The organism is Ensifer adhaerens (assembly GCF_020035535.1).
Taxonomy (GTDB): Bacteria; Pseudomonadota; Alphaproteobacteria; order Rhizobiales; family Rhizobiaceae; genus Ensifer.
The window spans coordinates 1,945,145-1,967,541 of sequence record NZ_CP083350.1 but is presented as its reverse complement, the minus strand read 5'-3'; the positions used below and the strand labels follow the sequence as shown (position 1 = coordinate 1,967,541).

The 22,397-nt window shown below is 58.0% G+C and carries 21 protein-coding genes and 2 pseudogenes; 10 read left to right on the top strand and 13 right to left on the bottom strand.

Translation table 11 applies throughout. The features are described 5' to 3' along the window. Window positions 1-18: 18 nt before the first annotated feature. Window positions 19-942: a LysR substrate-binding domain-containing protein gene (locus tag LAC81_RS29265; protein WP_223728176.1), complete on the bottom strand. Its 924-nt coding sequence runs from the start codon at window positions 940-942 to the stop codon at window positions 19-21. A 230-nt stretch (window positions 943-1,172) separates the two neighbouring features. Between LAC81_RS29265 and LAC81_RS29260 the strand changes: the two are divergent. Then, a pseudogene (locus LAC81_RS29260) lies at window positions 1,173-1,574 on the top strand (LysR family transcriptional regulator); the annotation flags it as partial. Window positions 1,575-1,606: 32 nt separating this feature from the next. On the opposite strand, the gene istB reads toward LAC81_RS29260, so the two are convergent. Together istB and istA are read right to left on the bottom strand one after the other, a co-directional pair. Then, window positions 1,607-2,500, bottom strand: coding sequence for an IS21-like element helper ATPase IstB (gene istB / locus LAC81_RS29255; RefSeq protein ID WP_223728175.1), 894 nt, complete (start codon window positions 2,498-2,500; stop codon window positions 1,607-1,609). Beyond that, on the bottom strand, window positions 2,497-4,011 hold the full coding sequence (gene istA / locus LAC81_RS29250) for an IS21 family transposase (protein ID WP_419195845.1): 1,515 nt from the start codon (window positions 4,009-4,011) through the stop codon (window positions 2,497-2,499). Before istA ends, istB begins: the two co-directional genes overlap by 4 nt. Window positions 4,012-4,196: 185 nt before the next feature. Between istA and LAC81_RS29245 the strand changes: the two are divergent. Further along, window positions 4,197-4,718: pseudogene (locus LAC81_RS29245) on the top strand (LysR substrate-binding domain-containing protein); the annotation flags it as partial. 110 nt (window positions 4,719-4,828) lie between these two features. On the opposite strand, the gene LAC81_RS29240 reads toward LAC81_RS29245, so the two are convergent. Beyond that, on the bottom strand, window positions 4,829-5,047 hold the full coding sequence (locus LAC81_RS29240; protein WP_223728173.1) for a hypothetical protein: 219 nt from the start codon (window positions 5,045-5,047) through the stop codon (window positions 4,829-4,831). Window positions 5,048-5,595: 548 nt separating this feature from the next. Between LAC81_RS29240 and LAC81_RS29235 the strand changes: the two genes are divergently transcribed. After that, a complete protein-coding gene (locus LAC81_RS29235; protein WP_223728172.1) occupies window positions 5,596-6,546 on the top strand; it encodes a GlxA family transcriptional regulator in 951 nt (316 codons plus the stop codon). Window positions 6,547-6,549: 3 nt separating this feature from the next. On the opposite strand, the gene LAC81_RS29230 is transcribed toward LAC81_RS29235, so the two are convergent. After that, window positions 6,550-7,200: an HD domain-containing protein gene (locus LAC81_RS29230; RefSeq protein WP_223728171.1), complete on the bottom strand. Its 651-nt coding sequence runs from the start codon at window positions 7,198-7,200 to the stop codon at window positions 6,550-6,552. 261 nt (window positions 7,201-7,461) lie between these two features. Between LAC81_RS29230 and LAC81_RS29225 the strand changes: the two genes are divergently transcribed. From LAC81_RS29225 to LAC81_RS29210, 4 genes are all read left to right on the top strand, one after another. Then, window positions 7,462-8,919 (top strand): catalase, encoded by a 1,458-nt coding sequence (locus LAC81_RS29225; protein ID WP_223728170.1) that lies wholly within the window; start codon window positions 7,462-7,464, stop codon window positions 8,917-8,919. A 177-nt stretch (window positions 8,920-9,096) separates the two neighbouring features. Then, window positions 9,097-9,831, top strand: a complete 735-nt coding sequence (locus LAC81_RS29220; protein WP_223728169.1) for a ferrochelatase — start codon at window positions 9,097-9,099, stop codon at window positions 9,829-9,831. 76 nt (window positions 9,832-9,907) lie between these two features. After that, the gene (locus LAC81_RS29215; protein ID WP_223728168.1) at window positions 9,908-11,368 is read left to right on the top strand and encodes a hypothetical protein; all 1,461 of its coding nucleotides are present in this window, start codon (window positions 9,908-9,910) and stop codon (window positions 11,366-11,368) included. A gap of 611 nt (window positions 11,369-11,979) precedes the next feature. Continuing rightward, a complete protein-coding gene (locus tag LAC81_RS29210) occupies window positions 11,980-12,927 on the top strand; it encodes a LysR substrate-binding domain-containing protein (protein WP_223728167.1) in 948 nt (315 codons plus the stop codon). Between the two features lie 33 nt (window positions 12,928-12,960). Here LAC81_RS29210 and LAC81_RS29205 read toward each other — a convergent pair whose 3' ends face one another. From LAC81_RS29205 to LAC81_RS29175, 7 genes are all read right to left on the bottom strand, one after another. Further along, window positions 12,961-13,500, bottom strand: coding sequence for a VOC family protein (locus LAC81_RS29205; protein ID WP_223728166.1), 540 nt, complete (start codon window positions 13,498-13,500; stop codon window positions 12,961-12,963). 154 nt (window positions 13,501-13,654) lie between these two features. Continuing rightward, window positions 13,655-14,188, bottom strand: a complete 534-nt coding sequence (locus tag LAC81_RS29200; RefSeq protein ID WP_223728165.1) for a gamma carbonic anhydrase family protein — start codon at window positions 14,186-14,188, stop codon at window positions 13,655-13,657. A 17-nt stretch (window positions 14,189-14,205) separates the two neighbouring features. Next, window positions 14,206-14,505, bottom strand: coding sequence for a cupin domain-containing protein (locus tag LAC81_RS29195; RefSeq protein WP_223730351.1), 300 nt, complete (start codon window positions 14,503-14,505; stop codon window positions 14,206-14,208). Between the two features lie 65 nt (window positions 14,506-14,570). Then, the gene (locus LAC81_RS29190) at window positions 14,571-15,593 is read right to left on the bottom strand and encodes a quinone oxidoreductase family protein (protein ID WP_223728164.1); all 1,023 of its coding nucleotides are present in this window, start codon (window positions 15,591-15,593) and stop codon (window positions 14,571-14,573) included. Between the two features lie 32 nt (window positions 15,594-15,625). After that, the gene (locus LAC81_RS29185; protein WP_223728163.1) at window positions 15,626-16,522 is read right to left on the bottom strand and encodes a 3-keto-5-aminohexanoate cleavage protein; all 897 of its coding nucleotides are present in this window, start codon (window positions 16,520-16,522) and stop codon (window positions 15,626-15,628) included. A gap of 12 nt (window positions 16,523-16,534) precedes the next feature. Continuing rightward, window positions 16,535-17,350, bottom strand: a complete 816-nt coding sequence (locus LAC81_RS29180) for an SDR family NAD(P)-dependent oxidoreductase (protein WP_223728162.1) — start codon at window positions 17,348-17,350, stop codon at window positions 16,535-16,537. Between the two features lie 16 nt (window positions 17,351-17,366). Then, a complete protein-coding gene (locus LAC81_RS29175) occupies window positions 17,367-18,257 on the bottom strand; it encodes a dioxygenase (protein ID WP_223728161.1) in 891 nt (296 codons plus the stop codon). Between the two features lie 555 nt (window positions 18,258-18,812). On the opposite strand from LAC81_RS29175, the gene LAC81_RS29170 reads away from it, so the two are divergent. Beyond that, on the top strand, window positions 18,813-19,838 hold the full coding sequence (locus tag LAC81_RS29170) for a LacI family DNA-binding transcriptional regulator (protein WP_223728160.1): 1,026 nt from the start codon (window positions 18,813-18,815) through the stop codon (window positions 19,836-19,838). 173 nt (window positions 19,839-20,011) lie between these two features. On the opposite strand, the gene LAC81_RS29165 is transcribed toward LAC81_RS29170, so the two are convergent. Beyond that, window positions 20,012-20,728: an SDR family NAD(P)-dependent oxidoreductase gene (locus LAC81_RS29165; protein WP_223728159.1), complete on the bottom strand. Its 717-nt coding sequence runs from the start codon at window positions 20,726-20,728 to the stop codon at window positions 20,012-20,014. Window positions 20,729-21,518: 790 nt separating this feature from the next. On the opposite strand from LAC81_RS29165, the gene LAC81_RS29160 reads away from it, so the two are divergent. Both LAC81_RS29160 and LAC81_RS29155 read left to right on the top strand, forming a co-directional pair. Further along, window positions 21,519-22,076: a RidA family protein gene (locus LAC81_RS29160; RefSeq protein ID WP_223728158.1), complete on the top strand. Its 558-nt coding sequence runs from the start codon at window positions 21,519-21,521 to the stop codon at window positions 22,074-22,076. Then, window positions 22,076-22,396 (top strand): DoxX family protein, encoded by a 321-nt coding sequence (locus LAC81_RS29155; protein WP_223728157.1) that lies wholly within the window; start codon window positions 22,076-22,078, stop codon window positions 22,394-22,396. Before LAC81_RS29160 ends, LAC81_RS29155 begins: the two co-directional genes overlap by 1 nt. Window position 22,397 lies beyond the last annotated feature (1 nt).

Here is a 22,397-nt window from a genome sequence, read left to right as displayed (position 1 = left end):
CATTCCAGAGCAGCTCGATTAAATTGTCGGTACATTTTCACGATGTTGGACAGCTGCAGCCTTGGGAAATTCCACCGCGAGGAAATCAACCAATGCACGGACCGCAGGCAAGAGGCCATGACGGAATGGCATCAGAGCAGTGACGCTCGAGTCTCGCGTGATCCATCCTGGAAGAACCTGTTTCAGCTCTCCTGACTGAACTTCCAAGCCACCTACGTAGTGCGGTAAGGACACAATTCCCAAGCCCGCGCACGCTGCCTGTTTCAAGGCGACCATGTCATTGCTAACAAACCGCGGCTGAATACCTACATCGATCCGTCGACCGTCAGAATGCTGCAATTGCCAAGCATTGTCGCGCGGCACACCAATAGAGTTGCAGCCGATCAAATCCTCCGGTGTTTCGGGAAACCCGATGCTATCAAGGTAGCGAGTTCCAGCGTAGAGGAACCAAGGTACTCGTGCGATCGTGCGCTGAACCAGTGACGAGTCGGGTAAGGGTGACGAATGCCCTCGAAGCGCGAGGTCGAAGCCCTCTTCGACGATGTCGATTAGCACGTCAGTCGATTGTTGATGAATCTCGACCTTGGGATGTTGAAGCATGAACGCGGGAAGGATCTCGCGCAAAGCAAACTGAGAAACATCCAGCGGCGTCGTCATCCGTACGATCCCGCTGGGTTCCGCCAACCGCTGTCGAACGATATCCTCAATATCCTCCGCATCCTTTAGAAGTATGCGGGCATGCTGGTAAAACTCGCGTCCTACATCAGTCATACTGAAACGGCGAGACGTTCGATTGACCAGGCGAACTCCCAACGAGGACTCGAGCTGCTGAATCCTGTAGCTGAGGGTCGATTTTGGAATTTGAAGACTTCGGCTTGCTGCTGCAAATCCCCCTCGGTTCACCACTTGAACGAAATAATAGACTTCTTTCAAATCCAACACGTTGCACCTCGTGCACCAACGATTTGAGCCCGGATCGTATGATTAGCCGTCATCCCCGAACCACAATATCTCTAGCCATTCTGAGCCCACTTTGGGAGAGGAATGGCGATCCTGGCCCGAACTATGGTGAAGGGTACCTCGTTCATGATGGCCAAGTTTTACGCCTGGCTGCTGAACGAATAATGGGCCATAGTCTGCCGCCACTATCCGACAACGGCGGACAATAATTTATGGACCGTTTTGATGCTATGCGCGTGTTCGCTCGTATCGTAGAGCGACAGAGCTTCACTCTTGCGGCAGAGGACCTGGGATTGCCGCGCTCAACGGTAACCGATGCAGTGAAACAGCTCGAGGCCCGTTTGGGCGTGAAATTGCTCCAACGCACGACGCGGGTTGTCAGCACGACGCTCGATGGAGAGGCTTATTACCAGCGGTGTTTAGCCATCCTGGCTGACATCGAAGACGCAGAAGGAGCGTTCGCCGGCGCAAAGCCGAAGGGGCTGCTGCGCGTTGACGTTCATGGCACCCTCGCGCGCCACTTCGTCCTGCCCAGCCTTCCCCAATTCCTCAAATTATATCCTGAAATCGAAGTCTACATGAGCGAGGGTGATCGCTATAGCGCGGCGATCAGGATGAGACGGTGGCGACAATCTGGATGAGACTCTTATGTCGCGGTCGGGATGAAGGTATCATGCTGATTGTCGCTGGCAAGAGTCTCGTCGTGTTCTGATTGCCGCTCCGCGACAATCTGGGAAGCACTTTTAATTGTCGCGAAGGCGGCAGGTCTGCCGCGCTGGCGTTTGGCTTCCATGGCGGAACGTCGCCGATAGCTTTCGACGTTCATTTCGAAGATCGTTGCGTGATGAACAAGTCGGTCCACCGCGGCAAGCGTCATGGCTGGGTCCGGAAAGACGCGGTTCCATTCTCCGAAGGGCTGATTGGCGGTGATCATGATGGAACGCCGCTCATATCTTGCGGAGATGAGTTCGAAGAGCACGCTGGTCTCGGCCTGGTCCTTGGTGACGTAGGCCAGATCGTCGAGGACAAGCAGATCGAACTTGTCGAGCTTTGCGATGGCGGATTCGAGCTGGAGTTCACGCCGTGCGACCTGAAGCTTCTGGACGAGGTCGGTCGTGCGCGTGAACAGCACTCGCCAACCGTTCTCGATCAGCGCGAGGCCGATGGCGGCGGCGAGATGGCTCTTTCCGCCACCCGGCGGACCGAACAGGAGGATGTTGGCACCTTTGGCGAGCCAGCTATCGCCGGCGGCAATGGCCATGACCTGGGCCTTGGAGACCATCGGCACGGCGTCGAAGGCGAAGCTCTCGAGCGTCTTTCCAGGCGGCAGATGTGCCTCGGCGAGGTGGCGTTCGATCCTGCGATGCGCTCGCTCGGCCAACTCATGTTCGGCGATGGCCGACAGGAAGCGGGCGGCTGGCCATCCCTCCCGATCGGCCTGTTCGGCAAATTGCGACCACAGTGTTTTGATCGTCGGCAACCGGAGCTCATTCAGCATGATGCCGAGGCGGGCTTCGTCGATTGTGTGAATGCTCTTCATGCGACCTCTCCGGCATAGGCAGCCCCCATCAGGGCTTCATAGCTATTGAGCGATGCGAGTTGCACATGCACGGTCGGCAACTGATCCGGGTCCGGGCCGAAGATCGCTCTCAAGGCCACCAGGTCGGGGAGTTTGTGGGCGTCGAGCGTTCTGGCAAGCTCCTCGGCCAGTTCCCGCTCGCAGCCGCGATCATGCGCCAGCGCCAGCAATTCGACGGTGATCTTGCAAGCCTGCCGGTCAGGCAGTTGCTCGATGAGAGTGTCGAAAGCCCTTCTGTATTCCGGCCGGGGGAAGAGCTTGTCGCGATAGACGAGGTTGAGAAGAGCCATCGGCTTTTTGCGCAGAGAGTGGATGACGTGGTGATAGTTGACGACCTGATCGTGCTTGCCACTCGCATGGGCGCGACCTCGTGGCAGCGTCAGCAGATGCGTGCCGCCGATGAAGACGTCGAGGCGATCGTCAAACAAACGCACACGCAGCCGGTGGCCGATCAAACGGGAGGGGACGGTGTAGAAGACCTTGCGCAAGGCGAAGCCGCCGGTGCGCGACACGGTGACGACCACCTCTTCGAAGTCGGACGTGCGGCGATCGGGAAGCGCCTGCAGATGCGGGCGCTCGGTATCGATGCGCTTGCCATGTGCGGCATTGCGGCGGCTGACGATCTCGTCGACGAAGGCGCGGTAGGAACGGAGATCGTCGAAGTCTCTGGTGCCGCGCATCAGGAGTGCATCGCGGACCGCATTCTTGAGATGGCCGTGAGAACTTTCGATTGAGCCGTTCTCGTGGGCGACGCCCTTGTTGTTACGCGTCGGGGTCATCCGGTAATGAGCGCACAAGTCTTCATAGCGGTTTGTCAGATCGACCTTGGCATCGGCATCAAGGTTGCGGAAGGCGGCCGACAGGCTGTCGCTGCGGTGATAGAGCGGCGAACCGCCGACCGACCACAGGGCATTCTGCAGGCCCTCGGCCAAGGCGACAAAGCTTTCGCCGCCAAGGATGACATGGGCGTGTTCGAAGCCCGACCAAACCAGCCGGAAGTGATAAAGCAGATGGTCGAGCGGCTGACCGGCGATCGTCACGCTGAGGCTGCCCATGTCGGTAAAATCCGACAGCCCCAACCGGCCGGGCTCGTGCGTCTGGCGGAAGATCACCTCCTGTGCCTCACCGTAAGCGGCTCGCCATGACCGGATGCGTCGCTCAAGTGTGCGGCGAATGCCTTCGGGCAATTCCGGATGACGCCGCAGCATCTCGTCATAAACGGCGACCGCACGAATGCCGGGAGCGGCTTTGAGGAGCGGAACGACCTCCGCATCAAAGATATGCGCAAGCGGATCGGGGCGACGCCGACCGCGGGGCGGCTTGTTTTGCGACGGAAGGCGTTGCTCTTTCTCCACACGGAACGCCGTCGCCCGGCTGATCGACGCCTTCGCGGCGGCGACCTCAACAGAATGCGTTTGTCGGTACTTCATGAATAATCTCATCTGATGATCGGTTACATGGCGACCCGGCACAAAGGTGGTTCTCCATTCCAGATAACCACCACCGTAGCGGGCCGACCGCGATCATGAGACGCCGAAAAATTGCGCCGCGGCGGGGGTGTAACTCCGGTCGGGCTACGCCCTCCCTTCGTCACACCCCCGCCGCCGAGTCTCATCCTGATTGACGCTGAATCTCACCTTGATTGTCGCCGCGCAGTGATCGCTTTGTCGATATCGTACGCGAAGGAATAGACTGCGTGCTGCGGGTTGGTTCCTTGCAGGATAGCGATATGGTTGCACGCAAGGTGGCGATGCTGGAGGAGGTGACGCTTGCAGCCCCGTCATACATCGCGGAACATGGAACGCCTTTGAATCCTCACATGCTTGATGGACATCGCATGATCGGCTTCCGCTCGAGCGCAAGCGGCAAAATCGTCCCACTTGAATTCGTAGTTGAAGGCCGCACGGAAGAATTTTTGCTGCCCGCAACGGTCTCGGTAAATGCGGCGGAAAGCTACCTTATGGCCGCCAAGCTCGGGCTTGGCTTGATACAGATCCCGCGATATCACGGACTCGCCGCGATGGAGTCAGGCGAACTCGTTGAAATACTTGGAGAGTTTCTTCCCACGAGCACCCCTGTGTCGCTCCTCTACCCTCCCAACAGGCAATTGGCTCCGAGGGTTAGAGTTTTCATCGAGTGGGTGGCTTCGTTGTTTAGGGAGCAGGGTGGCCGCGGTTAAAATCCAGGAAAAGAAGGGCGACAAAGGCGCCCTCCCCCATCTCCAGGGTAGGCATTGTGCTCAGGCGGACGGGCGGGTACCGCCGGGGACGATGCTACCGTTCTATGATTTCATTTCTTGTTCGAGAGCCCCTTGTAGTAGGAGCCGTTTCTTGGCGGCGGGTGGTTTACGGTCTTGCCCGATGGGGCATATTTTTGGCTTCCATGTCCGTCATTGACGGGTGAAGTCGATACGCCTTTGTAGTAGCTCCCGCCAGCCGATGCAGGAACTACACCACCGGCGGCAAACACTACAAAAACCGCCAGAGAAAGCTTCGCAAACATACGCATTTCTGATCCTCGTTGACCCGGCCACGACCCAGATTTTTTAGGTGTCGTGGCTTCGATTTCGCGGCGATGAACTGCGCCGCTCAGGTCCTCCCGGGCGTGACAATAGACAGAAGTTGGTACGCGCCTGTAACTTGGGTGACACGGGTAGATACCTCCGCGCGCTATGCTGAAAGATCAGCTGCAAATAGCGGTGCAAGCCCACCACGCTCTCCATCGCTAATCCTGTCGAGCAATTCCCTTCAGTATGCTGACGCCTTTGGTCGCTACCCAAATTCCACTGTGGATTGGCCGATCTCCCACACGTCGTCGCATCTGATTGTGCTAACCACCTCGACACGAGTTACTCACTGGACTCATCAGAAGGGTTGGCGACGCGTGACCTCACGTTGTCATTCCGTTGAACTGCCTCTTGATTGGAACTGGGACACCGACGGAAGATTGCTACTCCGTGCGGAGCGTACCGAAAAACTTTGGCATGCCGGGTCGGGTTTCATATGAGGCGCCGGGTGCGCCTGAAAAGGGGGATCGAGTTGACGAAGACTATTGGAATGCTTGTCTTCGAAGGTGTGCAGGCCTTGGATGTGTCCGGCCCACTTGATGTCTTCGCCGAAGCGAATGCGATTGTCGGAGTGGAGGCCGGATACAGTATCGCCTCCATCGGGCCCGGCGATCGGGGGTTTCACGCTTCCAACGGGACTATTTTGGGAGCCAACCTCTCGTATCGGCACGCTCAAGGCCCTTTCGACCTCTTTCTTGTCGCTGGGGGGCCCTTGCTGCCTACGTCCGAAGCGCCGCAGGAGCTTGTGGAATGCATCCAACGCTTGGTGCCTCGAAGCGCCATCTACGGGTCCGTCTGCACTGGCGCGTTCCTGCTTGGGGCAGCCGGGTTCCTTGACGGACGCAACGTCACAACCCATTGGCAGAACGCGAAACAGCTGGCTGCGCGCTTTCCAAATGCCAACGTGGACTTTGACCGCATCTATCTGCGGGACGGTCCGCTTGTCACATCCGCAGGAGTGACAGCAGGGATCGATTTAGCGTTGGCTTTGGTCCGAGAAGACCATGGGCCCGCGGTGTCCCTGGCGGTGGCGAAACGCTTGGTCGTCGTTGCCCAACGCCAGGGAGGTCAGTCACAGTTCAGCCCGTACATCGAAGTGCCCGCGGACTCGGGCTCACCGATCGCACGTGTCACGGATTACGTAATGGCCAATCTTAACCGCCAGCTTTCAGTAGCAGAACTAGCCGCCGCGAGCTCGATGAGTGCGCGCAATTTCGCCAGGATCTTTGTATCGGCGACGGGATCGACACCAGCCCAGTTCGTCGAAAGGGCGCGTGTCGATGCCGCGCGGGCGATGTTGGAAGGAACCGGAAAGCCGTTGAAGGTGATCGCCCATGAATGTGGATTCGGAAATCCGAAGCGCATGCGCGAGGTTTTCTTCAAGAGGCTTCGCATCCTCCCAACCCAGTATCGAGATCAATTCCTGACAAACTCGCTGTAAAGATCAGCTTTCCCACTTCGAGTTCAATATCATGTCCACGAAGTTCTCGCGCTTGTAGGTCGGATCCATGTAGCTGAGGACGTCCGCCTTAACGTTACCAAACGTGGTCTCCGGCTTGCGAATCGTTCCCAGGCAGAAAGACGATACGATGCCGTGCTTGAACTTCAGACCGCGGGGGTGGCATGAGCAGACTTCGTGGCGTTGAGCATCGGTGAACTCATCATAGGCGATCCCGAGCACATCCATTTCGACGCCGGCGGTAACAAGCGCAACGGTCGGACGCTTGTGCTGCGGGATCCCCGGAGTGGTATGGAGGGCAATCGAATCCCATACGTCGTCGACACCGCGCTCGGAGACGTCATAGGCCGATAGGAAATCGCGTGCAGCATTCGCGCCGTCCACCTCGAAGCGATCATGGTCGCTAGCATATTGATCCATGATACCCATGTCATGGAACATCGCGCCAATGTAGAGGAGCTCCGCATCGTACTTCAGCTGTTTGCGCTCTCCCGTCAGGGCTCCAAACAGAAATACGCGGCTGGAGTGATGGAAAAGTAGGTCTGTTTCCGTGTCGCGGACCAGTTCCGTTGCGGCTTTCGCCATCGCACTATCAGGAATCTTGATGCCGGCAACGACCTTCTGCTCGTTTTTCATGGGACAACCTCATTGCTTGGAGAATGGCGGCACGTTTGTACCGTAGCGGACGTTCAATCGCCGCTGTCCGTAAAGTTGACACTTCATGATCTTCAAGCAATTCGCTCGCGGGTCACTTACCTGCCATTCAGGGACGAATATCTGCCAAAGGTGGTGATGGTCTGATTATGCTTAGTTGCCTCACAATCGAATAGGTTTGTTATCATTCTCAATTGCTCCGATTGATGCCACGGTTCGGAAAATCTCAACCGGAGCCTCCCTATGAAGACCGATGAAAAGCGACCGCCGCTGACCTATGCCAACGGCGCTCCCGTGAGCGACAATGTCAATATCCAGACGGTTGGGCCTCGTGGCCCCGCATTGCTCCAAGACATCTGGCTGATCGAAAAGCTCGCGCATTTTGACCGAGAGGTTATTCCGGAACGGCGTATGCATGCCAAGGGCGCCGGCGCACATGGGACTTTCACCGTTACCCACGATGTGACCCGTTACACCAGGGCCAAATTGTTTTCCGAGATCGGAAAACAAACCCCGGTCCTCGCGCGGTTCTCTACAGTCGCGGGCGAACGGGGCGCCGCTGATGCCGAGCGCGACATTCGCGGCTTTGCTCTCCGCTTCTACACGGAGGAAGGCAATTGGGATGTCGTCGGCAACAATACACCGGTCTTTTTCTTCCGCGACCCTCTGCGCTTCCCGGACCTCAATCACGCCGTCAAGCGCGATCCGCGCACGGGCATGAGGTCGGCGGACAACAATTGGGACTTCTGGTCGCTTCTTCCGGAAGCGCTCCATCAAGTGACAATCGTAATGAGCGAGCGCGGAATTCCGCGATCCTATCGGCACATGCACGGTTTCGGAAGCCACACTTTCAGCTTCATCAACGCAGAGAACCGACGAACATGGGTCAAATTCCATTTTCGGACACAGCAAGGCATTGAAAACTTAACTGATGCAGCTGCAGCCGATGTCATCGGCCGAGACCGTGAATCCCACCATCGAGACCTCTACGAGAGCATCGAGGGTGGTGAATTCCCGCGCTGGAAAATGTACATCCAAGTCATGACCGACGAAGATGCGAAAGATTACCCGTTCAATCCCTTCGATTTGACGAAGGTGTGGTCGAAGAAGCAGTTTCCGCTGCACGAAGTCGGTGTTTTTGAACTTAATCGGAACCCCGAGAATGTTTTCGCCGAGATCGAACAAGCGGCATTCACTCCAGCCAACGTAGTCCCTGGCATCAGTTTCTCTCCGGACAAGATGCTACAAGCCCGTCTCTTCTCCTATGGCGACGCCGCTCGTTATCGGTTGGGTGTGAACCATCACCAGATCCCAGTCAACGCGCCGAAATGCCCGTACCACAGCTACCACCGGGACGGCGCAATGCGGACGGATGGGAATCTTGGGGGCACGCCGTCCTACTGGCCCAACAGCAAGGGCGAGTGGCGCGATCAATCCTTCCTGAACGAGCCACCGCTCGAAATCAGCGGCGCCGCCGACCATTGGGACCACCGTGTCGACGAAGACCACTATCAGCAGCCTGGTGATCTGTTCCGTTCGATGTCGCCGGCACAGAAGCAGATGTTGTTCGACAACACAGCTCGCGCAATGGGCGACGCTAGGACCGAGGTCAAGAACCGACATATCGAAAACTGCTCAAAAGCGGATCCTGAATACGGACAAGGTGTAGCAGAGGCGCTCGAAAGACTCGGAACCCGCTAGGGCACCACTCACATCGCTTGCCGCGTTGTCGGGGTCCCCTCCCCGGCTCCGCCCGCCGCGATGTCGGGGATCCTCTCCCCGGCATCGCTTGCCGCGTTGTCGGGCATCCCCCCTCCCGGCATCGCTCGACGCGTTGTCGGGGATCCCCTCCCCGGCAACGCTTTTTGGAAGGTTGTCATGGCAACGCGTCGATACGGGCTGACGAGCAATCACGAGATCCTTACCCACTTCAAGGACTCGCCTACGGTCAGATATTCTTCCGATCGGAAAGTGGGAATTCTGCTTGCTGCCCTAGGATTCGAGGGCAATGAGAAACCGCAGGCGGGTTCTCCACCGAAAGCTGAGTCCACGGCTCCAGCCGACCTTCGTTGCATCTCCTCCTTGTTCCAGGAGAGTATCAACAGCAGCATGCTGAGAAACTCGAGCGCCGAAATCGTCGTCGGCTCCGTCCTATTGCATGGAACGCTCTCGTTCGATCAGGCAATGATCGATCTGATGCGGCAAGGCTGCGATCGCATTCTGCTTGCGCCCCTTTATCCCCAGTATTCCAATGCGACAACGGGCCGGATTTGCAGTGCCGCATTCAGGGCGCTGGCGCGACTACAACGGCAACCAACGATCCGGGTGCTTGCCCCCTACTACGCAGAAGACGCTTACATCGACACGTTGGCGAAATCCGTAATCAAGGCGGGCTTCCATCGCAACGCTTCGTCGCAAGCACTCGTTCTATGCTTTCCCGGGCGGCCAATCGAGACCATCAGCGATGGCGATCCCTACTTTGAACAATGCCATCACACGATCAACGTACATTGCGTTCATCTTGGGCTGAACCATGGGCTATTCGGATTTTCGTGTGGAACCGCGAATCCTCTGTTTGTTACTGATGAGCGCTGTCGAAGCTCAACGTTGTAGTCCGATTTCCGCCGGCGTTTGACCGCCGCAAGGATTCGACAGTCAATAGGAACATCCCTCCAACGATGTTCCTGTCTTGCAAACCATCTCCGTTCCCTACCACTGTTCAGACGAGCATCATTCGTTCCTCGACGATCTGCGGCGCGTGCAGTCGGCTGCCATCAGGACAGCCTATGCAAACGCGCTCAATGCCGACGGCTCCAGGCCGAAGGAAATGAACCTGCGCAACCTGGTGAAGGCGCGGTTTGCCCAGGAAGGGCTGCTCGACAGCTGGGCGATCCACTGCGCGACGAAGCTCGGCATGTGGAAACGAAAACTCAGTCCGGCCGGGACGGCGATCTTCGGCGGTCGAGCGGAGTTCGAGCGCCGGCGCAAGGGTCTGATCACGCGGGACGAATGGCAACGCAGAAGACTGCATCCGTTTGTCAGCTTTGGAGATCGCCAGAAGGCGCGCGGGAACCAGAACATCCATCTGATCGACGAGACGACGGTCGTCGTCAAGATCGGCCGCAAGGAGAGCGGCGGTCGGTCGGGAAAGACAGTGACGCGCACGGCGGTTCTCCATCTGGCTCGCATGACGGGCAACCGCGGCATCATCCTGCGGCAATTGGCCGAGATTTGCGGAAACAAGGCCGAAGCAGACCGGGTCAACGTCAGCTTCTCCATCAACGACACGCATGTGAGCGTGACCTTCGATCCCGCCGATCTGCCGAACCACCCGCAGCGGCGGCGCCCGGTCGTGCCGATCAAGGGCCGCTGCCTCGGCATCGACCTCAATCCCAACTGGATCGGCCTGGCGGTGGCGGCGAATACAAAGGATCCGTCGTCGGTCGAGGATACGAGTCTGCTGGAGCACGCCCTGGTGAAGCTCGACATGCCCAAGGACTCGTCGGCGGAGCTTGTGCGCGAGACGCTGGCGGCGGTCTGCGACCGCGCCATCTCGATGGCACGCAAACATCGCTGCGGCACCATCGTTGTGGAGAAAGGCCTTGGCAAGTTGCGGTCGAGCGGCAGGAGTCGTTCTCTCAACAGGCTGTTGAACTACTGGGCAAGGACGGTGTTGGTGCAGATGCTTCAGCGTCGCGCCCGTCTTGCCGGGATCGAAGTGCTTGAGGTCTGGGCGGGGTACTCCTCGACCATCGGCAACCTCGCCTTTGATGCCCCCGACGCCTGCGCGTCGGCAACAGAGATCGCCAGGCGTGGCATTGCCTGCCTGGCTGGAATGAAGGACGTCCTGCCGGTTCTCGAGGAAGGGTGTGTTTCCCGTCTATGGAAGAATGGGAAGGTGCCCGTCGAACTCGGTTCATGGCAGGACGTCCATCGGACAATCAAAGCGGCGAAGATTGGCTACCGCCGCCCGCACCCAGACGTGCCGCTCGGCGCTCTGGGTTCCGATGTCCACGGAACGAGAATGTTCTGTGGGCATGCGGTCGTCCGCCTTGGTAGACGTCATCGTCCGGGACTCTTGTTCCGGCTGGCATCTCACAAGTCGGACGCAGCAGTTCGGACTTTTGCTCAACGTGGACGTGTCGCGTAAAAGCGCGGATCCACACGAAAATCCGGATAGCCAACCATGATCAACTGATTGCCTCCTTTCAGGCGCCTTCGAGTCAGAAGGGCTGGCTCAAGCCCTACACGCTCGAGATCGCGAGGAACCTAGCGGTTAAAGGCGTCGAACGGATCGCTATCATAGCCACCTCATCGGCTTTCGATGACCCCTCGGCAATGGATCATTGCTCCGAAATCGCCCGCACGTTTCTCTCCAACGGCGGGCAAACGGCCGAAACGTCCCGCTTTGATGAGAACCAGAGGGACCAGATTCTCCTCCTCTCCACATTGCTCCAGCGAGAACTCATGGGTTGGCTATAGGTGCAATTGGGCCAGCGGCGTGCGGTGTTATGGTCCAAGACAGCATTTCCGCGTTCGGAACTCGTTTGCAGCAATCGCTATTCTCGATAATTACCAACGGAAAATGCACCAGGCTTCGCTAGCCCTGCAGGAGAGGATTACTGCCAAAATGGAGCGGATTACGGCCAAGCGGTCCACACCTGCCGCTTGGGCAATAGCGGGGGCTTGCTGAATTTTTGGAACGCTTGCATAGAAGCAGCGCGGTCATTGCTCGGACATTGGCGACGGCTCGACGGTCTCATGATAAACCTGAATTATCTTTCATTGCGAGCCCTTGAATACGTCGTTGCTGTCGCCGACAACGGCAGCTTTATCGGCGCGGCGAAGCAGTGTCGGGTCGCTCCGCCCTCCCTCTCCGCACAGATCAAAAAGCTCGAGTCCAGCATCAGGATCACAGTCTTCGAGCGCACTACTCGGCGCGTCTTCCTCACTCGAGAAGGGCAACAATTTGTCGAGCAGGCAAGACGTGTGCTCGCAGAGGCGGGCAAGCTCATAGCACTCACCGGACAACCCAATCTACCGTTCGGCGGTACTTTGCGGCTCGCAGCAATTTCCACGCTTGGTCCCTACATCTTTCCGTTTGTGCTCCCTCAAATGCGTCAGCTGTATCCTGACCTCAGCCTCGGGCTGGAGGAAGGCTTTACCCGTGATTTGATCAGTAAGCTGCTTTCTGGGGCAGTCGATGGCGCTCTCTTGTCATTTCCCTTCGATGAACCGCTCTTATCAAGCAAACCTTTGTTCGAAGAACCGTTCATGCTCGCGGTGCCCAAGACCGAGTCGAAGGATTCGCCGGAGCCTTACGATCTGATGCTGCTCGACGATGGGCATTGTCTTCAAGGGCAAGCGCTCGCAGCGTGCTCAACGCTCAAGCGTGGCAAGCGTCATGCCACCAGCCTCGAGACACTCAAGTATATGGTCGCCGCGGGCGAAGGCTCAACGATCGTCCCGGCGCTCGCGGCCACCCAAAACGATCCCGTCGACTATCTGCCAGTTCCCGGTCCGAACAATAGTCGCACGATCGCGCTTGCCTGGCGACGCAGCGATCCACACGCCCAGGACTTTGCCGCACTGGCAAAGACCCTGACTGAAATTGTGCTGCCAGCCGGGCTAGTGCGACCCGCGACACCCCAACCGTTTTCAGCCGCCACCGGCTGGGTATCAAATCAAAGGAGCCATGGCAGTTCGTGACATGGCTCTTCAATCTTCAACTATTGCCTCGCCTCACTCAGAGGGGGTGCGCGGGTCCCAGAGCTTTCGACCCACATGGGTGCGCTCATACGCCTTGCCGTTAGGATAGCTGACCACTTCCATATATAGACCCCAAGGCGTCTTGAAGTAGCACCAGCTTTCACCAAGCGTCGGACCGGACTCAATTATGGTCTTTTCGAAGACTGTGACGTTGTGCGCTTTCAAATGATCAATGGCGGCATCGATATCATCGACATAGATTGCTATGTGGTGGCCTGCCATGTCGCTGTTCTTGGGACGATAATCGGTCTGGTCGGGCGCCGTGTACTCGAATACTTCGAAATTGCTCCCATGCCCTAGCCGAAACAGCTTCATCCGCTTGGTTACGGAACGCGGATGAATATCAAGGTGGGACGCCATCCAGTCGTCTTCGGATGAGAACGGGCCATTTGGGTGAACTTCTTCGCATCCAATCACGTTGACCAGAAAGTCGGTGGCCGCGTCGAGGTCCGGAACGTTGAAACCAATATGATCGGCGCCCCGGGCGCCGGGAATTCCGCGAGTAAAAACCATTTCTTCCTCCCTGTGGTTACACACGATATCTCGGGCGGTGCAAACTGGCCCGCACATCGATCTGCTGGTCTTCCCGGCAGTTCATGTCGGCGCTCTCCCGTAGCCCTAGAAGGCCGTGACCGCCTCTCACTGAATGGCGGCGCCGGCAACACTCCTAGGCATCAACCTCAAGCATTGTTGCCCGATACAGGGCGATTTTTGCCGTGTAGCGCGCGGCTGCACCCCGAAATCTCTCCATCTCGTCAGTTCTCAAGCTTCGGATCACCTTTCCAGGACTGCCCAAAACAAGGCTTCGATCGGGAATCTTGGTGCCCTCGGTGATGAGTGCATTGGCACCTATCACGCATTCGCTTCCAATAATGGCGCCGTTCAGCACGGTCGATCCCATGCCAATAAGGGTGCCATCGCCGACCGTGCAGCCGTGGAGAATTGCATTGTGGCCCACCGTGACGTCGGCGCCGATTTTCAGCGGAAAGCCGGGGTCGGTGTGAAGCACGGCTCCATCTTGCACGTTCGTCCGGTCGGCAACGATGATCAGTTCGTTGTCGCCCCGAATGACTGCTCCAAACCAGATACTCACGTCGAGACCGAGTTCGACGCCACCGACCACGGTCGCAGTAGGCGCGATCCAAAATCGGCTTCGATCAGCAATCTCAGGCCGCCTATTATTCAAAGAATACATCGGCATGCGGTTTACCTTTCTGCTTACGTTTTTGGTGGCGCAGCGGGAGATGGCGAAAGTGGCATAGCAAGAAGGATCATGGCCGCCTCCGAGGAGCCATTGCGAAGGGCCCTGGATTCACCAGGAGCAAAGCGGCACGAGTCCCATCGGTGGAGTGCTACCTCTTCCGACCCGTTCGATACGATGACTTCGCCAGTCAGAACGACATAGAACTTCTCCGATGCGGACGCATCCAACGTCGTGCCCCCGCCGGGTTCTATCGTTGATACGCCCAGCCAGAGATTGTCTGCAGGGCCCGCCTCCCGACCCTGCAGACGAATCATTTCCATGCCGTCGTGGCCCGCCGCCTGATAAGACGGCGCTGCACTATAGCGTACGACGTGCACTCCTAGTTCTCCGGCACCAGGATCACCCGGTCACGGGTGGACCCCGCGACCAGTTGATAAGCGTCGTAAGCGCGGCTCAAAGGATACACCGCGTGCGGCAGGATCGGGAAAGGTCGCAAAGCGCCGGACGCAAGGCCGACCATGACCTGGCGGAGGATTGCGCCGCTGGCAACCGAGCCCAGGGCAATCGTGTCTACTCCGATATAGGTGTGACGGCCCTTGTAGAAAGCAAGGATGTCAAAGGTGACAAGTCGTTTCACCGCTGCAATGAAAATTGCCCGCCCGCCCGGTGCCATGGATGCTTGACCAATCTCGTACGCCGGATCTCCGACGGTGTTGAAGACGATGGTCGCGCCGCGTCCTTCGGTGAGTTCGCGAACCCGCTGTGGAACGTCCTCGCTGGAACTGTCGATCATATCAACCGGGCCGTTAGCATGGCCGATGTAGGGTTCGGCCTTACGCGAGACCCCGATGACACGTGCGCCGCGCCAGGTGGCGATCTGTACAGCAGCCTGGCCCACCTTCCCGTTTACACCGAGCACGAGAACAGTGTCCGTCGCTTCCGGCAGACCCGCTCTCGCAAAGCCCTCCCAGGCGGTCACAAACGGCACACCAACGCCGGCGGCCTCTTCGACAGAGATGGCTTCCGGAACGGGGACGACGGCATCAGCTTCAACAACCAAATGACTGGAATGCGTACCATCCGCTCGAATGCCGAGGTCACCGGACGACCCGAATACCAGCTGTCCGACCAGCGCCTCGGGGCCCCGGATGACTCTTCCGGCAAAATCACGACCCGGCGTGCGTGGAAAGACTGCATAGGGCATCAATCCAGTCGCGGCCTTTGCATCGGAGGGGTTCACCGCTGCCGCGAGAATCTGGACGACGACCTCGTTTTCAGCTGGTTCGCGCAGGGCATGCTCGCTGACACCAAGTTCGATTTCGGCATAGCTTGCCGCCTTCTTTTCCAATCGAAGGCTACGAGCACGGATGGCATCTCTCTGAAGGGTCTCAGTGGCGTTCATTTTCAACTCCAAATGTAAGTGAGCTTGACTGGTTAGGCATGCAGTCGCGGCAAGCCGAGCATTTCTCTCGTCTCGGTCGGAGACGCTATTTGTCCCCCAAGGTCCTCGACGATGCGGCGCGCCTTTTCGACCATGCTGGCGTTAGACGGCGCCAAGACACCACGGTCCAAGTAGATGGAATCCTCGAGACCGACCCGAATGTGGCCCCCCATCAGGTAGGACAGTGCGACCGCCTGGAAGGCGCTCCTTCCGATACCGATCGCGGTGAAGCGAGCAGTGTCAGGCAATAAATTGCGGGCATACAGCACCGTCTCAGCACTGGGTTGGAAGCCATACTTCACTCCCAGAATGAAGCAGGTCAGCAGCGGCCCCTTGAGAGTTCCGTCCTTGACCAAGTCGTGCATGAGCGCGATGTCGCCGGAGTCGAAGAGTTCGAGTTCCGGGACGACACCTGCCTCATTGATCACTGCTGCCATGCGACGCACGTTTTCAGGCGTGTTGATGACGACCTGCCCCGCCGAGTTCATGGTGTTCAAGTCGAGTGTACAGATGTCAGGCTTCAGGACGGCAATGTGTTCGACCCTGAGTTCGGGACGCAAGAGCGTTGTGCCCGGACCTGCGACACGCGGATCAGCTTCAGACGGCACGAACCGTCCGCCCGGGCCTGTCGTCAGGTTGATGATCAGCTCAGGTCTCTTCTCCCGTATGCGGTCCATGACCTCCTTGTAGAGCGCTATGTCCATCGAGGGCGCGCCCGTTTCCGGATTGCGGACATGCAGGTGGATTATCGAGGCTCCAGCCTCAGCGGCAGCCAGGCTGGAGTCGGCTATTTGTGCCGGTGTGATCGGGAGGTGCGGCGTTTGAGAGGGTGACGTGAGGTTCCCGGTGACGGCACAAGTGATAAACACTTTTGCAAGTGGCGTACGCATCTGGAATCTCCCTTACAGTGCCCGGCCGCCGTCGACCTGGATGATGTGGCCGGTCGAGTAATTCAGCATGGTCGCGCAGGCGACGATCGCCGCTGCGATATCGGCCGCTTCGCCGATCCGACCCAAAGGCGTCGATGCCGCGACCTTGGTATTGAAATCGTTGCCACGGCCAGGAACGAACTGCGTATCGACAACCCCGGGGGAAACAGCGAGCACCCTGATGTCAGGTGCAAGGACCCGGGCCAGAGCCTTGGTCATGACATCGATCCCGGCTTTGGCCGCGCAATATGCGATGGAGGAACCAATTCCAGTGAATGCCGCTATCGAAGAAAGAGAGACGACGAGGCCGTCTCCGCTTGCGCGAAGCAGCGGGGCGAATGTTCTGATCGCGGCGTATTGGCCTCGCCAGTTGACCTTGAACATCGCGTCGATGAGTTCATCAGTCAGAGCGTCGAGGTCCGCGTGGGGAACGGGAATCGTGTAGCCAGCTGCGTTGACGAGGATGTCGATGTGGCTGTGATTGGCTTCGATGGCCTGTCGAAGCAGCAGCAGCGACGCCGTGTCGGCGACGTCGGCGGGCAGTGCGACGCACCGTTCCGACCCGAGTTCGCCGACGAGCTTCGTAGCGGCGGCCGTATCGCGCTCGCTGGAAAGATGCGTGACGATCACCTTGGCACCATGTTCGGCCAGAAGGCTGCTAGTGGCCGCTCCGATCGCCCCCGCACCACCCATTACGAGTGCGACTTTGCCATGCAGAGAGCGGGGAAATGGTATCCGCCGGTTTCCTTCGGAAGCTTGCGCGGAGGAGAGTTGAGACATTTCGCTCATCGTTTGACCTCTTGAATCACTTAATGGGGGGGATCGGGAGCTTGGCTTCGCCAGGCTCCATCACGAACGCATAATTGAGCCGGTACCAGTCGCCCGTCACATCCGCGTCAGGCGCTGCGCCGATACCTTTCTCGTATTGACCGACGAGGTGTCGGGTCACTCCGAAGACGGCATCACTCTCAAGGTATTTGTCGTCGTCGACGAATATCTGCGTAATGAGCGTCTTGTAGTGTTCCCGGAAGCCAAGGACATGCAGATGCGCGGGCCTGTACGGGTGCCGCCCTTGTGCACGCAGAACCTCGCCGGCCGGGCCATGGGTGGGCACGGGATAGCCTGCGGGTTTGACTGACCGAAACCAAAAGCGCCCTTGGGCATCGGTGGTGAACTTACCGCGAAGATTCATGTCTGCCTGTGAGGCATCCTGGTTCTCGTAAAGACCCACCGGCGATGCCTGCCAGACATCCACCTCCACACCCTCGATCGGTTTTCCCGCGGGATCGGAAATTGTGAAATGCGCAAAGAGCGCTGGCCCTGGGGTGGCCGACCGTATGATGGTTCCACCATTCGGGGTAGGTGGCGAATTCATGCGCCAGAAGGGGCCCAGCAGCGCGGCGGCAGTCTCCGTGGCCCCGGCTCCGCCGTTGTTCAACATGCATACGAGCGTGGAAAGCCCAAGGATATCCGCGAAAAGGATGCCCTCATTGTGCCGATCGTTCGTGGCCTGACCGATCCGGTTGAGAAAGTCGATGCCAACTTCAAACTCTTCTTCGGAAAGCCGCGCCTCACGCACGAAGGCATGTAGGTGCCGCACCAGAGCAGACATGAGTTCGCGCAGCCGCGGGCTCTCCGTACCAGCCGACGCAGCGAGAACCGCTTCGGTCACCCCTTTTTCGTTTTCAATGATCATCCGCGCGCCTCCTCGCGACATCTTTTGCGCATCGCTGCGCTGCAAACGTTTGCAACTAGCTACGCCCTTCGGTCGGCAACGTCAACAAAATTGTGCAATCGATTGCCGCTTTCGATAGAATTTTTTGCACGCCGACGGCTTGCGCGGCATTTGAACGCCTTCGCCTTTGGAGGGACATCTACGAGTTCGTGCGGGCGCGTGCTCAGACGGCGTGAACCGCCCCGGCTGGCAGTGTCGCCCTAAGCGCCTGTATTGCGGTCGGGTTTCGATCGCGAGAAGCCGGACAGTGGACAGTCCTTCCCCCAGACCTCACGCTTTTGGGCGACGGCTCGGCATCGCCGATCCAGCACATCAGTGCGCAAAGCTAATTGCCTTTCCAGTCAAGAGTCCTTGCTTGCGTTCGACACAGCCAGCCCAGCATAGCCAATCCGGTTCTCGGTCGTGTGTCGTTCACATCGAATGCTCATCATGCGGTCAGTATCAGGCCCAGCCAAAACCCCTTGGAAATCGATTGCAGATCTCGTAAAAGTCGAGAAGGATCCCGGGGAGCATGAAATGAAACAGAGAGTCACTCTAAAAGAGATTGCCAATCGAGTTGGAGTGCATGTTTCTACGGTTTCGAGAGCACTTGACCCTAAGACCCGACACCGCATCAACCCGAAGGTGGTTGAGAAGATAGTTAGCGTCAGTGAAGAACTCGACTATCGGCAGAATACAGCGGCATATTCGTTGAGAACGAACCGCACGAGGACAATCGGGGTCATTATTCCGGACATCACAAATCCGATCTTTCCCCCAATCATACGTGGAATCGAAGATTCACTGGCAGCCAGCGGGTACGTCGCAATCGTAGGCAACACCGACGGCAATCATCAGCGGGAACGCCACCTGATGGACACCTTTCTCGGACGGGGTGTGGACGGCCTGGTGCTGGCAAGCGTCGAGCGCGACGACGACGCGCTCAACAGCGCAATTGCGGAGGGGGTCCCAATTGTGACTGTAAACCGCCGCGTGGACAAACCGACCGTGTCGTCCGTGGTACATGATGACGATGAAGGTATCCGCAGGGTTTTGACTCATCTCGTTTCACTGGGCCACCGGAAAATCGCCAACATCGCGGGCCCTCAGACTTTTTCGACAGGCGCCGAGCGCTACGCCGCTTTCGAAAGGTATAGGTCGGCGATGGGCCTCGACCCCGATCCGCGGCTCGTCGTTTTTGCCGATGCTTACAACGAGATCGATGGCGAAGGCTGTGTAGAGGAGCTTATCGCTGCAGGCAGCGAGTTTTCGGCCATTGTTTGCGCCAACGATCGCCTCGCGATGGGCGCCATCACAGCGCTGAACCGACGAAATTTAAGGTGTCCGTCGGACGTATCAGTGACCGGCTACAACGACATGCTGATGGTCGACCGCATCAACCCGCCACTGACCACCGTGAGAATCCATCAGTACAGGCTAGGCACCGAAGCAGGCGCCCTGCTTCAAAAAATGATTGGCACTGACTATTCTCCCGAACACATGGTGTTGCCCGTCGAACTCGTCATTCGCGGCTCTACACAGGCGGTGAAAAAAGCAATGTGAGGCCAGCACGGAGGGCCTTGCTCACGCATCATTCGCGTGGACGCTTCTTTTGGGATTGCAATCACCGGGCGGCCTTCTTGGATTTGAGATCCCCGGTGGAGGATCCCATGACAGCAGAAGCGCCTCGCCCCCCCCTATCGCGAGGCGCTACTGCGTTCATCATACGAGCCGCATCACTGCGCCAAGTACCCACCGTCGACAGGCAAACCAATCCCCGTTACCGCGCTGGATTCGTCGCTAGCCAGGAACAGGATGCCATTTGCGATCTCTTCCGGTTTGGTCAACCGCCCCATCGGGTGGGCCGCGACGCCCGCTGCAGTGAAGTCCTCCGGCTGCCTACGGACCATTCCGGTATCTGAAATACCAGGCAGAACTGCATTCACTCTGACGCCCTTCTTGGCATAGGTGATCGCCGCGTTCTTTGTCATGCCAAGAACGGCCGCCTTGGTGGCGTGATAGGCGAACGCACCGTTGACTGCGACCACGCCCAATGTTGATGCAACATTGACGACCGATCCGCGGCCGCGCTCAATCATTCCCGGCAGTACGGACTTCATCCCCAGCATGACACCAGTCTGGTTTACCGCAATCATCTTTCCCCAGAGATCAAGGTCCTGATCGAACACGGTCTCGTACGTTATGATTCCTGCGTTGTTGACCAACACATCGATCTTGCCGAACTTGCCCACCGCAAAGTTCACGAGCGAATTCCAGTCCGCCTCAGATGTCACATCAGCGCTGAACGGATATACGCTTGCGTCCGACCAACCGCCGGACTTCATGTCCACGGCAACAACTGTCGCCCCCTCCTCGACAAATCGCCGGACAACGGCCTCGCCAAATCCGCCTGCTGCGCCCGTCACTACCGCGACCTTCTCGATCAAACGCATGTCTCACTCCTCAAAGAATCTCAATGATTGGAACCTCCACGGCTCACACTTATCCGTGGAGACTTGGTGCAATTTGGTTTCGACTGGATAATTCACCCAACGCAGCAGCCTTTCCTCCAGATGACGAGAGACATGCCAATCTCTCGAAACGGACCGCTGCGCTTTATGTCCTCGGTGGCCGTTTCCCGGCTCACGCGCTGCCAGCTCGGGTTTTGCAACCCAGCGCTCGCGCGGAAAATTTATGCAAACGTTTGTCGTCAGTCAATACAGTTTTATCTCTCGGCACACAGGCCACCATGAGATTTGCGCGCAGCCACATCCAGAATGGGAAGGCTTATTTTTTCACTTGATGCGAACGTTTGCATGAGCTACATTTGTTGACATCGACGGGAGGACGTCGAAAACCGGCGACACACCTGGATATCTGAATTTGCCCAGCTGAAAGCCGCGGTTCGAAATAGGGAGATGAGAAGATGGCCCTCAATCGAAGAAAGCTGGCGGCCAGCAGCGGCGTTCGTTACCCGAACTGCAAAGAGTAGTGCGCGCGTGCGCTTGCTGAGACGAGCAGTGGACTAAGCAAGCGCTGAGCAAGTCACTCGAACGTGACCATACGGCTCCATGCTGAGCATGCGGGGCTGGCAGACGCTGCTCGCCTAACTTTGCGCACCTCAAATATAAATCGTTAGCATTCTTCGGACGGCGAAATAGCAATCGAGGAATTGGGCCTCTGTATTCGAATTTACAGAGACAGACTGCAGTATAATATTTGTGCAATCGTCTGCATTGATTGTTGACATCGCTATTTATACTGCACTTATTGAAGGCGCATGCGGCTGATCGACAACCGCAGAATTCTACAGAGGAGGAACTTATGGCCAGAGGACCAGGCTTCAAACACTCGCCAACCAACCCGGATATCGTCGAAATTCAAACGATCCCCGAGCGGCACGTTGACATGCCATATGCGCCGGCGATCCGGGTCCAGGCGCCGGGAGATATGCTGTTCATCTCGGGAGCGACGCCGTCGCCGCTTTATCACAAGCACCCGCATGAACTGCACGAACACAATCATCCGAACGATATCCGGGACCAGACCCGGCTCGCTATGGAAACCATCGGTTCCATTCTTCGTCACGAGGGGCTGCAATGGACCGACGTGGTGAAGGTGACCAAATACCTGACCGACATCCGGGATCAGGACGGCATGGTTGCTGTTCTCAAGGAATACTTCGGAGACTGGAAGCCCGCGAGCACCACGATCTGCATCAACCAGCTTTCAACCCAGGGCGCTCGCGTTGAGCTGGATATGATCGCGGTGTTTCCCAAATCGGCCCCCGAGGGCAAGTGATGACAATGCATCTCGCACTGTCGGCCTTGCTTGCAATCGTCCTTGCATGGGCTGGCTTGCTGAACCTCGCCGCGCCCGCTTTCGTGCGCGCCGAGTTCGAGAAATGGGGATACCCGCCAGCGCTACGCGTCCTCGTCGGCCTGATGGAACTCTGCGCAGCGGTTCTGCTGCTATGGCCAAATGGCCAGCGGCTCGGAGCTCTGATCGGCGGCCTGGTTTTGCTTGGTGTGGTCGCATCCCTTCTTCGCACCCGCGAATGGCTTCGGCTTGAGTACCCGCTGGTGTTGCTCGCTGCCGTGGCTCTGGTTGCGCTCGTTTAAG

Bases quoted from the DNA above. Each gene is read 5' to 3' on its own strand.
- istB (WP_223728175.1), bottom strand. From the start codon at position 2,500: ATGAAGAGCATTCACACAATCGACGAAGCCCGCCTCGGCATCATGCTG.
- LAC81_RS29240 (WP_223728173.1), bottom strand. From the start codon at position 5,047: ATGCGTATGTTTGCGAAGCTTTCTCTGGCGGTTTTTGTAGTGTTTGCC.
- LAC81_RS29235 (WP_223728172.1), top strand. From the start codon at position 5,596: ATGCTTGTCTTCGAAGGTGTGCAGGCCTTGGATGTGTCCGGCCCACTT.
- LAC81_RS29230 (WP_223728171.1), bottom strand. From the start codon at position 7,200: ATGAAAAACGAGCAGAAGGTCGTTGCCGGCATCAAGATTCCTGATAGT.
- LAC81_RS29225 (WP_223728170.1), top strand. From the start codon at position 7,462: ATGAAGACCGATGAAAAGCGACCGCCGCTGACCTATGCCAACGGCGCT.
- LAC81_RS29220 (WP_223728169.1), top strand. From the start codon at position 9,097: ATGGCAACGCGTCGATACGGGCTGACGAGCAATCACGAGATCCTTACC.
- LAC81_RS29210 (WP_223728167.1), top strand. From the start codon at position 11,980: ATGATAAACCTGAATTATCTTTCATTGCGAGCCCTTGAATACGTCGTT.
- LAC81_RS29205 (WP_223728166.1), bottom strand. From the start codon at position 13,500: ATGGTTTTTACTCGCGGAATTCCCGGCGCCCGGGGCGCCGATCATATT.
- LAC81_RS29200 (WP_223728165.1), bottom strand. From the start codon at position 14,188: ATGCCGATGTATTCTTTGAATAATAGGCGGCCTGAGATTGCTGATCGA.
- LAC81_RS29195 (WP_223730351.1), bottom strand. From the start codon at position 14,505: ATGATTCGTCTGCAGGGTCGGGAGGCGGGCCCTGCAGACAATCTCTGG.
- LAC81_RS29190 (WP_223728164.1), bottom strand. From the start codon at position 15,593: ATGAACGCCACTGAGACCCTTCAGAGAGATGCCATCCGTGCTCGTAGC.
- LAC81_RS29185 (WP_223728163.1), bottom strand. From the start codon at position 16,522: ATGCGTACGCCACTTGCAAAAGTGTTTATCACTTGTGCCGTCACCGGG.
- LAC81_RS29180 (WP_223728162.1), bottom strand. From the start codon at position 17,350: ATGAGCGAAATGTCTCAACTCTCCTCCGCGCAAGCTTCCGAAGGAAAC.
- LAC81_RS29175 (WP_223728161.1), bottom strand. From the start codon at position 18,257: ATGATCATTGAAAACGAAAAAGGGGTGACCGAAGCGGTTCTCGCTGCG.
- LAC81_RS29170 (WP_223728160.1), top strand. From the start codon at position 18,813: ATGAAACAGAGAGTCACTCTAAAAGAGATTGCCAATCGAGTTGGAGTG.
- LAC81_RS29165 (WP_223728159.1), bottom strand. From the start codon at position 20,728: ATGCGTTTGATCGAGAAGGTCGCGGTAGTGACGGGCGCAGCAGGCGGA.
- LAC81_RS29155 (WP_223728157.1), top strand. From the start codon at position 22,076: ATGACAATGCATCTCGCACTGTCGGCCTTGCTTGCAATCGTCCTTGCA.